Origin of the sequence: Blautia sp. AF34-10 (assembly GCF_003477865.1) — a bacterium.
Lineage (GTDB): Bacteria > Bacillota > Clostridia > Lachnospirales > Lachnospiraceae > Fusicatenibacter > Fusicatenibacter saccharivorans.
In genome coordinates this window covers 95,665-107,246 of record NZ_QUED01000013.1, presented here as the reverse complement: position 1 = coordinate 107,246, position 11,582 = coordinate 95,665, and the positions used below count along the sequence as shown (strand labels likewise).

Below are 11,582 nucleotides of genomic sequence, written 5' to 3'. Positions count from 1 at the left end.
AATCATCCGAAGAATCTTCTTAACTGCTTCGCTCGACTTGCATGTGTTAAGCACGCCGCCAGCGTTCATCCTGAGCCAGGATCAAACTCTCTGATAAAATGTTTGTTCCAAGTTCAAAATCAACATACTAGCTAATTTATCCCTTTTACTGTTTTAAAGGATCTTTCGATCGTTTTGAATTACTTATTCAGAACTTTCGAGGATGTGTTTCACTGTTTAATTATCAAGGATCTTTACTGTTCCGACTCGGATCAGCTCGTTTATTTTATCACAGAGCTTTTCGTTTGTCAAGAACTTTTTTAATTTATTTTTTGAAGCTCTTTCGAACTTCTTTGCTGTTCTCTCGATCAGCAACTCATTCATTTTATCAAACTTGTTTGCTTTTGTCAAGAACTTTTTTCAAGTTTTTTGAAGCAGTTTTTGCAACCCGCGGCAGCCACCCGGCTCCGAACTAGGTTTTTCTGTTTCAAAAGAACTCATTCACTGTAGCTCTCGCTGACAGCTTAGTTATAATAACACCGCCCAAAGCAAAAGTCAACACCTTTTTTCGAATTTTCTTATTTTTAGAAAAATACATGCAATTCTGTATTTAAAATATATTATCTGATTTTTTAAGTTGCAGTAAAACAGCCACAAACAATCTCGCTCACTCTCTGTTTGTGGCTGTTTTTTTCAATATATAAATGTCAAGCGGATATTCGCAATGGAACCAGAGGACTTACTTGATTCGGTTAAATCACTTTTGTTGTCCACTCCGAGCAGTCCCATACACTCGTTGCCAGACCGTCGTAGAATTCCGGTTCGTGGCAGACCATAAGAATGGTTCCTTTATATTCCTTCAACGCATTTTTTAACTCATCTTTTGCGTCTACATCGAGGTGGTTGGTCGGCTCATCGAGGACAAGAAGATTGGTTTCGCGATTAATCAGTTTGCAGAGGCGAACTTTTGCCTGTTCTCCTCCTGAGAGCACACGCACCAGGCTTTCAATGTGCTGTGTGGTAAGACCGCATTTGGCAAGCGCTGCGCGGACTTCATACTGGGTATAGGATGGAAATTCTTCCCAGATTTCCTGGATACAGCTGTTGGTGTTTCCTTTTGGCATTTCCTGCTCGAAATATCCGATTTCCAGATAATCTCCAAGCTCCACGTCTCCGCCAAGGGATGGGATCAAACCGAGGATGCTCTTTAAGAGTGTTGTTTTTCCGATTCCGTTGGCACCGGTGAGCACGATCTTTTCGCCACGCTCGATCGCAAAAGTCAACGGTCTGGAGAGCGGTTCTTCATAGCCGATCACAAGTTCTTTTGCAGTCACAACGAAGCGGCCCGAAGTGCGCGCAGTGCGGAAATGAAATTCCGGCTTTGGTTTTTCTTTCGCAAGCTCGATCACATCCATCTTATCCAGCTTCTTCTGCCGTGACATAGCCATGTTTCTGGTTGCCACACGGGCTTTGTTTCGTGCCACGAAATCCTTCAGTTCACTGATCTCCTGCTGCTGGCGGTTATAAGCAGCTTCCTTCTGTGCTTTTTTGACCGCATAAACCTCCTGGAAGTGATCGTAATCACCCACATAACGATTCAGCTCTTTGTTTTCCATATGATAGATCAGATTGACAACACTGTTCAGGAATGGGATATCGTGAGAGATCAGAATGAAGGCATTTTCATACTCTTCAAGGTATCGTTTCAGCCAGGTGATATGTTCCACATCCAGGTAGTTGGTCGGCTCATCTAAAAGAAGGATATCCGGTTTTTCCAGCAGCAGTTTTGCCAGAAGGACCTTCGTTCTCTGTCCGCCGGAAAGCTCAGTGACATCGCGTTCGAGACCGATCTCCTCGAGGCCGAGTGCACGGCCGATCTCTTCGATTCTCGAATCCAGAATGTAGAAATCGTGTGCATCCATCATCTCCTGAATCACACCAAGTTCCTCCATCATCTGATTCAGCTCGTCCTCGGAGGCATCTCCCATGGAATCGCAGATCGTGTTCATCCGCTCTTCCATCTCGTACAGCCAGGAAAAAGCGCTTTTTAACACATCACGGATCGTCATACCTTTTTCCAGAACGGTATGCTGATCCAGATAGCCGACACGGACATTTTTTGCCCACTCAACCTTTCCCTCATCCGGCATCAGCTTTCCGGTAATGATGTTCATAAAGGTTGATTTTCCCTCACCATTTGCGCCTACCAGACCGATGTGTTCCCCCTTTAAGAGGCGGAACGATACATCTTCAAAAATCGCACGGTCGCCGAAGCCATGGGACAGATGCTCTACATTCAAAATACTCATGCATAAATTCTCCTTCTTCTGTTGTATTGGAATCTTCCGATCTCCTGATCGTTTTCTTTTTCATATGTAACTATTCAGAGCCATGCGAAATGGAAGAAAATTGCGAATCATGCTTGCATGAATGAGCGGTTTTCTTCCTTTTCATATGGCGAGAAGCAACATCGAGATGCAGCGTAAGCGGAATCGAGATGGGGCTCTGAATAGTTACTTTCCTATTATAGTCTGAATCATTATATAGGGAAATTCCCTCTTTTGGCAAGCTTTTTCTATACCGTCCCAGACTTTTATCCCGTATCCGAAAAGTATCCTTTTCCACAACAAAAAAGAAGAACTCCTTCGGAAAAAGGTTCTCCTCTCAGAATTCTTCTTTTTGTTTTTTTGTTCCAAAACCATAACCATTTCGGAATTTTAAGAGCATTTCTTTTTTTGTCCATACACCCAATCCGCATACATTTCCTTCACGGATGGATAGACATACTCCACAAGATACTGCGAGTTCTGCATTTCTTCGCGTGTAGATTCGCCTGAAAGCACAAGGGCTGCAGAAATATCCGCCATGTTTGCGCACGCAATGTCCGTATAGAGACGGTCTCCCACAAGAACAGCCTCATCGCGGGTTCTGCCTGTCATATCAAGTGCCATCTCAACCATCCGTGTACCTGGTTTTCCGATATAAGTCGGCATGCGGTGGACCGCATGTCCGATCATCTCGCAGATGGAACCGCAATCCGGCACGTAGCCGAATTCAATCGGACAAGCATAGTCCGGGTTCGTTGCAGCGTAATCGAGCTCCGGGCGCTCTGTCAACAGCCGACAGATATCCGTCAGTTTTTGATACGTCAGTTCATTGTCATAGCTTGCAAGCACACATGCAATTCCTTCTTTCTCCGGATCGTGGGTGGTACACACACCGAAGCTCTCCAATTCCCGGATCAGAGAGTCCGTTCCCAGCACATAGACGGGACGGGATCCATATTTCTGCTTCAGATAATGCGCTGTTGCAACAGAAGCCGTCAGAAAGTTCGCGCTTGTTGTCGGGATGCCCAGCTTTGCAAATTTTTTCCGGTAATCTGCTACGCTCATCGTCGTATTATTTGTGATAAACACATAATCTCCGCCGTACTCGGACAGTCCGTTTAAAAACCGGTCTGCTCCCGGAATCAGACGGTTCCCCACGCAGATGGTTCCGTCGATATCCAAAAGGAACAGCTTTTTTTCTCCAATCGGTATCACTTCGCGTTGCGGCAGGAAACGGCCACATCCGGATAATTAGTGATGACTGCGTCAACACCGGCCTCCATCAGACGCTCGATCTCCGCCTTATCATTGACCGTCCACACATGCACCGCAAGATCGCTTTCCACATACTGCTGAAGAAAGTCTGCCATCTGCACATGAAAGGTTGCCGGATGAAGAGCTCCTGTTCCGATTTTTTTCGCATAATTCACGACATCATAAATAATATCTGCGTAGAGGATGCCGGTGCTGGCTTTCGGATCCAGTTCCAGAATTTTTGCAATGCTGTAATGGTTAAAGGAAGAATAAATCACGCGATCTTCCATCTCCATCTCTTTTGTCAGCTCGAGTACCTTTTTTTCCAGGTCTTTATACCAGAAAATACCGGTTTTCAGCTCTACATTGATCGTCACTCCCGTTGGTTTTAATGCTTCATATACTTCGCGAAGCGTCGGAATTTTTACATCCTGATACTCCGGATGTGTCTTATTAAAGTTCAGGATCTTTAATTCCGCAAGCGTATAATCTTTGGCAAATCCGCTTCCGTCACTGACCCGGTCGATTTCCTCATCGTGGACAACAACCATCTCGCCATCTTTTGTCAGCTGTACATCCAGTTCCACACCGTCTGCTCCCTGCTCTGCCGCAAGAAGAAACGCTTCCAGTGTATTTTCCGGTGCATATGCACTGGCTCCTCTGTGTGCCCATACTTTTGTTTTCATCTCGTATCTGTCCTCCATTTTCCGTTCCCATTTCCAAATCTGCACTCTTTTCTATCTTTTGTCCCGACTGCAGCTTTTTTCCTTTTATCGTAAGCCTGAAAACAAGCGAAAAAAGCGGTGCTGATTTTTTTACATCTTCTGCGGGATTGCTATAGATTCGGAAGCGCGCCGGATTTTTGTCTCCGACGCATTTCCAGTCATATCTGAAAAATCATTTCCGTAACTCGGATCTTCCCCTTCATAGAAACCGTTCAAACACGCTTTGGGAACTCGTTTTTCTTCACTATAGGACGAAATCTTATTTTTGTAAAGCCTGTCTCTTATTCATTTACCAGATTATAGTCCTCGATGGAGCTGTTGATCTGGGAAGCCATTGATTCTACTGCTTTCTCCGGGGTCTCGTTTCCGTTGATCATATTCTCGATTTCTGTTTCCACAATCTGTCTTGCCTCCGGGAATACAGAGAGAAGTGCGCCGGCGTACTGCGGCTTGGAATCGTGCAGCTGGTCGATTGCGGTCTGGAACTGCGGATACTGTGCTACATTATCTTTAAAGGTCTGCTCCTCATCAGCAGCTCTTGTTACCGGGAAGTAACCCGTCTCGGCATTCCAGTATGCCTGAGACTCCGGAGAAATCAGGAATTTAATAAATTTCCAGGTAGCTGCTGCTTTCATATCATCGTTGTTGTTCAATGCCCAGAGAGATGCTCCTCCGATGGAAACACCGCCCTCATCGCCGTCCTTGATTGTCGGGAAATATGCGGTTCCAACTTCGAAGCTTCCATTGACATCCTGTAAAATCTGCTTCAGAGATGCGGTAGAGCCAAGGGTGATCGCTGCTTTTCCGGAAGTAAAGTCTGTCGTTGCGGTATCACTTCCGGCACGGCCTACGTTTGGTGCAACGTCGGCATCGTTCAGGCTTTCCACTCATTTAAGATGTTGAGCGCTCCGCCGTTGGAATCAAATTCAACTGCAGTAGCAGCGGCATCACGGCCATTTCCATTATCCGCATAGGAAAGTCCCTGTTTACAGAGCCACTGTTCGAAATACCATCCATAGATGGAGAGTGCCAGCGGTTCACCGGCTCCGCCCTTTGTTTTCAGATCATCACCGATAGCAAGAATTCCTTCCAGGCTTGTCGGAACCTCAGTGATCCCTGCTTTTTCAAACATATCTTTGTTGTAATACAGAATCGGTGTGGACGAATTGAATGGCATCGAGTACAGCTCATTGTTTACCGTATAATAAGCAGCGATATTCGGCTCGATCTGGGAAATGTCATAGCCATCTGCATTAATCAGCTCCTGCATCGGAATGACCCAGCCGGAATCAATCATAAAACGGGTTCCGATATCATAAATCTGTACCAGGTCTGCTCCCATATTTCCGATCTGTGCACTTTTCAGTTTGTTAATCGTATCATCATATTCTCCCTGATAAACCGCCTCAACGGTAATGCCATCGGTATTCTCTTCATTGAATTTATTGACAAGATAATCCATTGCCTCGCCATTGACACCGCCCATGGAATGCCAGAAGGTAATCGTGGTTCCCTTCGTATCCTGGTTTAAATCCGGTGCTTCTGCGCCATCTGCCGTACTTCCTGCCTCTGTGCTGGCTGTGGTTTCATCCGTTGTTGCACCCTGTGCCTCACTCGTTGTTTTTCCACCTCCACATCCAGTAAGCGCCATAGCTGCCATAGAAGCCGCAAGAATCGATGCAATCACTTTTTTTCTTCATTTTTTTCTCCTCGTTTTTCATACAGTTTTCTATTCTTTTTTCTGTCACAGGAATCAGCCCTTGACTGCTCCTGAAAACATTCCTTTGATTAAGGCCTTCTGGCCTACGATAAAGATGGAAATGGATGGAATGATAATCATTACCACGCCCGCCAGCATCAGGGTAATCGACTGTGCGTCGACGCTGTTCAGCATACTGATACCAATCTGTACGGTACGCTTGCTGTCCGAACCTGTAACCAGCAGCGGCCACATGTACATATTCCATGCATTGATAAAGGTGTAAACCGCCATTGCTCCCATTGCTGACTTTGTCAGCGGCATCAGGATTTTTACGATAAACCGCAGATTCCCGCAGCCGTCCAGCTTCGCCGATTCATAAAGCGAAATCGGAAAGGTCATGTAGAACTGGCGGAACAGGAAAATTCCCATTGCAGAGGTAAGAGAAGGCAGGATCAGAACAATATAGGTATCGAGCAGTCCGAGACTTCCTACTGTCAGATAATTGGAAATAATGGTTGCCTCACCCGGCACCATCATGGTCGCCATGACCAGCATAAACAGAACATTTTTTCCTTTGAAATTCAGGAAAGAGAAGGCAAATGCCGCAAGAGAACATGTTACAATCTGACCCAGCGTAATGCTGCCCGCAACCAAAAATGAGTTCAGGACAAAGCGTACCAGCGGAATTTTATGAAATGCTTCCACGAAATTTTCCAGCGTCGGATGTTTTGGCACGATGTTCATTGCCATTGTGTAAAGCTCGCCGGACGGCATAAACGCTACACTGATGGTATAAAGCAGCGGAAACAGCATAAACAGACAAACGATCAGGTTCATGGTAACCAACGCTGTTTTCTGAAGCATTTTCTTTCTTTTTGCTTTTGCATTCATTGCCAGATGCAGTGCCTGCAGCTCCTCTGCAGAATAAGTTTTTGGTCCGGCAATCGTAGTTGCTATTGTAGACATCAGTATTTTACTCCTCTCTTTTCCATGCGGAACATAACCAGGGTAAGCGCCATGACAATCAGAAACAAAACAACGGACTGTGCGGCTGCGCTTCCAAACCGGTAATTAAAAAACGCATCACGGTATATCGAATATACAATCAGGTTCGTGGATTCTCCCGGTCCTCCCTGTGTCAGGATTTTCACCTGTCCGAATGACTGGAATGCCTGAATAATGTTAACAACCAGTGTGTAGAACATGATCGGAGAAAGTCCCGGCAGTGTCAGCTTAAAAAATTTCTGTACTGCATTCGCTCCATCTACAGAAGCACGCTCATAAATCGAATCATCAATGTTTCCAAGTCCCGCCGAAAAATACAGGAAATTGATGCCACTGTTCAGCCATGCCGTAAGGACAGCCACACAGATCAGCGCATATTTCGGATCACTGACCCAGTTAATGCTCACATGCAGCAATTTGTTTACGATACCGATCGTGGGATTTAAAATAATCTTGAAAATCATGGCGCCTGAGCTCGATGCTACTGCCATTGGGAGTGCATAGGAAGTACTGAATACCCGGATTCCCGGGAAAGCCTTGCTGCAAAGAACTGCTCCCAGAAGGCCAAGCGCCATACTTCCGACTACAACAATCGCCACAAATTCCAGTGTAACCCAGAGACTGTTGTAAAAGGATGGATCGATAATAAGCTTTTATAGTTGTCCAGTCCCACATACAATTTCGCTTCTCCAAGCTTGTTTGTCTTATACAGGCTCAGATAAATGGTTTTAAAAAACGGATAAAACAGAAAGATGCTAAAGATCACCATACTCGGGATTAGATACATATAAACTTCTGCTTTTTTACACTTTTCGATTACTTTTTTCACTTCTTGCTCCTTCTTATGCTGTTGCACGTTCTTCTTTTTCAACCGGCAGAGATAAAATATTTTCTTCTGTAAACGGATCAAAGATCTGTGCTTTCTCCATATCTGCATACAATGTAATGCTTTCCTTTACAGTAACCGGCACCTCGGAAGGCACTCTTGCTGTAATCAGATTTTTTCCGGTATTCATATGCAGATACGCTTCTGCACCGATCATCTCCCGCAGGTCAACAAATGCCTTCAACTGATTCTCTTCGTAACAGATCCGATGTGCGGAAGCGGTTGTTTCGTCCTGTAAATCCTCCGGTCTCAGACCTAAGATCACCATTTTTCTGAGATAAGCGCGACGAAGCACCATTTCGTTCTCTCCTTTTGCACGAAGGGTAACTCCTCCGTCTGCCTCCAGATAAACCGCTCCGTTTCTTTCCGTCACCATCGTTTCCATAAAATTCATACTCGGAGCTCCGATAAAACCGGCCACAAATTTGTTTGCCGGATGGCGGTAAATCTGCCCCGGTGTATCCGCCTGCTGCACAACACCGTCTTTCATAACAATAATTTTTGTACCAAGCGTCATCGCCTCCGTCTGGTCATGTGTAACATAAATCACCGTCGTTTTCAGTTCCTTATGTAATTTTGCCAGCTCCACCCGCATCTGTGCCCGCAGCTTCGCATCCAGATTCGAAAGCGGCTCATCCATTAAAAATGCTTTCGGCCGTCTCATAATTGCGCTTCCAATCGCAACTCTTTGTTTCTGACCGCCGGAAAGGGCTGCCGGTCTCCGGTCAAGTAAATGCTCAATTCCAAGCATTTTAGCTGCCTCATGTACCTTTTTATCAACTTCATCCTTGGGCTGTTTCCGGATTTTCAGAGAAAACGCCATGTTTTCATATACCGTCATATTCGGATAAAGCGCGTAGTTCTGAAATACCATCGAAAGATCGCGATCCTTTGCTTCTACATAATTACAAAGCTGTCCATCAATCCAGAGCTCCCCGCTCGTAATCTCCTCAAGACCGGCAATCATCCGAAGCGTCGTCGATTTTCCGCAGCCGGAAGGTCCAACAAAAATCACAAACTCCCGATCCGGTATTTCAAGCGAAAAATCCCGAACCGCATAATGTTCCTTATCATAAGATTTACAGACATTCTTCAACACAATATTTGACATTCGTTTTTCTTCCTCCTCGTCTTGTCGAGATTCATTATACCTTTCCTTCCGTAAAGCCCACTACCACCGCTTTGTAAAATACCCGTTAATAAAATAACCGGCTACTTTACAAAAATCTTTTACATTTTCTCTCATCTCCGTCTCCATCCCCTTCTTTTCCAGCCATTTTTCCAGATCACTCTTTGTAAAATCCCCGAAAATCACCCGCAAAACCAATTTTCAAAACGAGTTCTGAATAGCCATTCTTTTTCCCAATACCAGACAGATTATTTTTGACACAAAAAAAACGCCGCAACTCTCAAAGCTGCAGCGCTTTCTCATCATAACATACCATATTCTTCTTTCATGTCAACGCAGTGGGCGCTCCCGCGCCCACATCCGTGTCCGTCCAAACCTATTCCACCGGTTCCGCCGGCACAAACACCCTGCTGTTTTCCTGTTCTTTCGGTTTTTCCGCTCTTTCCGTTGCCTCCCTGCAGAAATACTCCTGTGAATTCACCAGCGTCTTTCCACGCTTATCCGGCTTTGTATACGTTCCGTCTGCCTGTAAAATACTGGCTTTCACATTATCCTTCATCTGGATATCAAGAATATGCATTACTTCTTTCTTGATCTGCTCATCCTCAACCGGGAACACAATCTCCACCCGTTTTTCCAGATTTCGCGGCATCCAGTCCGCGCTTCCCATAAACACCTCTTCATTTCCACCACTGTAGAAGTAGAAAATCCGCGCATGTTCCAGAAAATTGCCGACAATCGAGCGAACGGTAATATTCTCGCTGACACCCGGGATTCCAACCTTCAGGCAACAGATTCCCCGGATAATCAGGTCAATCTTTACTCCGGCTGCCGAAGCACTGTAAAGCGCCGCAATAATATCGCGGTCGCATAATGAGTTCATCTTCGCAATAATATGCGCTTTCTGTCCCTTCTTTGCGTGCTCCTCTTCCATCGCAATCAGATGCAGGAACCGGTCCTTCATCCAGAGCGGTGCAACAATCAGTTTGTTCCAGCGATCCGGTTCCGAATAGCCCGAAAGCATGTTAAATACTGCTGTTGCGTCCTCACCGATCTTTGCATTGCATGTCAGCAGGCCACAGTCCGTATACAGCTTTGCCGTAGAATCGTTATAGTTTCCCGTGCCAAGATGTACATATCTGCGAATGCCTGTCTCCTCGCGCCGAACCACCAGTGTGATCTTACTGTGTGTTTTCAGTCCCAGAAGACCATAAATTACATGGCATCCCGCCTTTTCCAGCATCTTCGCCCAGACAATATTGTTTTCTTCGTCAAACCGTGCCTTTAATTCCACCAGTACGGAAACCTGTTTGCCATTTTCCGCCGCCTGAGCCAGTGCTGCAATAATCGGAGAATTGCCGCTCACACGGTACAGCGTCTGTTTGATTGCCAGTACATCCGGATCCTTTGCTGCTTGTTGTACAAATTGCACGACCGGATCAAACGTCATATAAGGATGATGCAGTAAGATGTCTCCTTTTCGGATGTTTGTAAAAATGTCATCCTCATTCATCAGCGCCGGAACTGCTGCTGGAATGTATTTTGGAATTTTATACTCATCAAAGCCGTCGAGCCCATACATTTTCATTAAAAACGTCAGATCGAGCGGTCCCGGAATCCGGAACAGGTCGTCTTCATCGATGTCAAACTCTTTTTCCAGCATCTTCAGGAGCCGCTTATCCATCTTATCTTCCACTTCCAGACGGATCACTTCGCCCCACTGACGTTTTTTAAGCTGCTTCTGGATCTCCTTTAACAGGTCCGAAGCCTCATCCTCATCGATCGAAAGATCTGCATTTCGCATAACACGGTACGGATGCGCACAGACCACATCGTAGCTTAAGAACAGCTTTCCAATGTTCCGCTCGATGATCTCCTCCAGAAGAATCACATACCGCTGTCCCGTCTTTTCATCCTGCGGAAGCAGAATAAAACGCGGCAGTACCGAAGGAACCTGAACCGTCGCAAATTCCAGTTCTTTCTCTTTTTCCTTCTCCTTGCCTTTCTTCTCTTTCTTATCCTCCGCACGGCTCAGAAGCGAATCCTCTTTCTTCTGCACCAGTGCACCGATATTCAATGTTTTGTTCCGGATCAATGGGAACGGGCGGGCCGAATCCATGGCCATCGGGGTCAGAACCGGGTAAATGTTCTCCTCAAAATAGGAATCCACATACTCCGCCTGCTCCTTCGTCAGCTTCTCGTGCTCGCTGATAATCGTAAGGCCAACGTGCTCCAGAGACGGAACCGCCGAGCGATTGTACGTATTGTACTGCAGCTGCACCAGCTCGTGTGTCCGTTTGCTGATCCCGGCAAGCTGCTCCTTCGCATCCATGCCGGACAGATCCTTTTTCGTATAGTTTGCATGCACCTGGTCTTTTAGTGAAGCCACACGGACCATATAAAACTCATCCAGGTTGGAGGATGTAATGCTGATAAATTTCAGACGTTCAAACAGCGGAATACTCTTATCCCGCGCCTCGTTTAAAACACGCTCGTCGAAGCTGACCCAGCTCAACTCCCGGTTGCGGAAATATTCCGGTTTCTTATATGGTGCAATATCCATCTTTCTTCGCCT

Annotated in this window: 6 protein-coding genes, 1 rRNA gene and 2 pseudogenes; all 9 read right to left on the bottom strand. The window is 45.8% G+C overall.

Annotated elements, in window-relative coordinates:
- Window positions 1-97 (bottom strand): 16S ribosomal RNA (locus tag DWZ60_RS09925); the annotation flags it as partial.
- 634 nt (window positions 98-731) lie between these two features.
- Entirely contained in the window at window positions 732-2,288 is a 1,557-nt protein-coding gene (locus DWZ60_RS09920) for an ABC-F family ATP-binding cassette domain-containing protein (RefSeq protein WP_118720087.1), read from the bottom strand.
- Between the two features lie 408 nt (window positions 2,289-2,696).
- A complete protein-coding gene (locus DWZ60_RS09915) occupies window positions 2,697-3,521 on the bottom strand; it encodes an HAD-IIA family hydrolase (protein ID WP_226906418.1) in 825 nt (274 codons plus the stop codon).
- On the bottom strand, window positions 3,518-4,246 hold the full coding sequence (locus tag DWZ60_RS09910; RefSeq protein WP_119221594.1) for a glycerophosphodiester phosphodiesterase: 729 nt from the start codon (window positions 4,244-4,246) through the stop codon (window positions 3,518-3,520). The genes DWZ60_RS09915 and DWZ60_RS09910 overlap by 4 nt, the downstream gene beginning before the upstream one ends.
- A gap of 320 nt (window positions 4,247-4,566) precedes the next feature.
- Window positions 4,567-5,945: pseudogene (locus DWZ60_RS20795) on the bottom strand (ABC transporter substrate-binding protein).
- A 93-nt stretch (window positions 5,946-6,038) separates the two neighbouring features.
- Window positions 6,039-6,851, bottom strand: a complete 813-nt coding sequence (locus DWZ60_RS09900) for a carbohydrate ABC transporter permease (protein ID WP_416388109.1) — start codon at window positions 6,849-6,851, stop codon at window positions 6,039-6,041.
- A gap of 101 nt (window positions 6,852-6,952) precedes the next feature.
- Window positions 6,953-7,779: pseudogene (locus DWZ60_RS09895) on the bottom strand (carbohydrate ABC transporter permease).
- Window positions 7,780-7,834: 55 nt separating this feature from the next.
- The gene (locus tag DWZ60_RS09890) at window positions 7,835-8,989 is read right to left on the bottom strand and encodes an ABC transporter ATP-binding protein (protein WP_118750608.1); all 1,155 of its coding nucleotides are present in this window, start codon (window positions 8,987-8,989) and stop codon (window positions 7,835-7,837) included.
- A 394-nt stretch (window positions 8,990-9,383) separates the two neighbouring features.
- Window positions 9,384-11,570: an RNA degradosome polyphosphate kinase gene (locus DWZ60_RS09885; protein ID WP_119221590.1), complete on the bottom strand. Its 2,187-nt coding sequence runs from the start codon at window positions 11,568-11,570 to the stop codon at window positions 9,384-9,386.
- Window positions 11,571-11,582 lie beyond the last annotated feature (12 nt).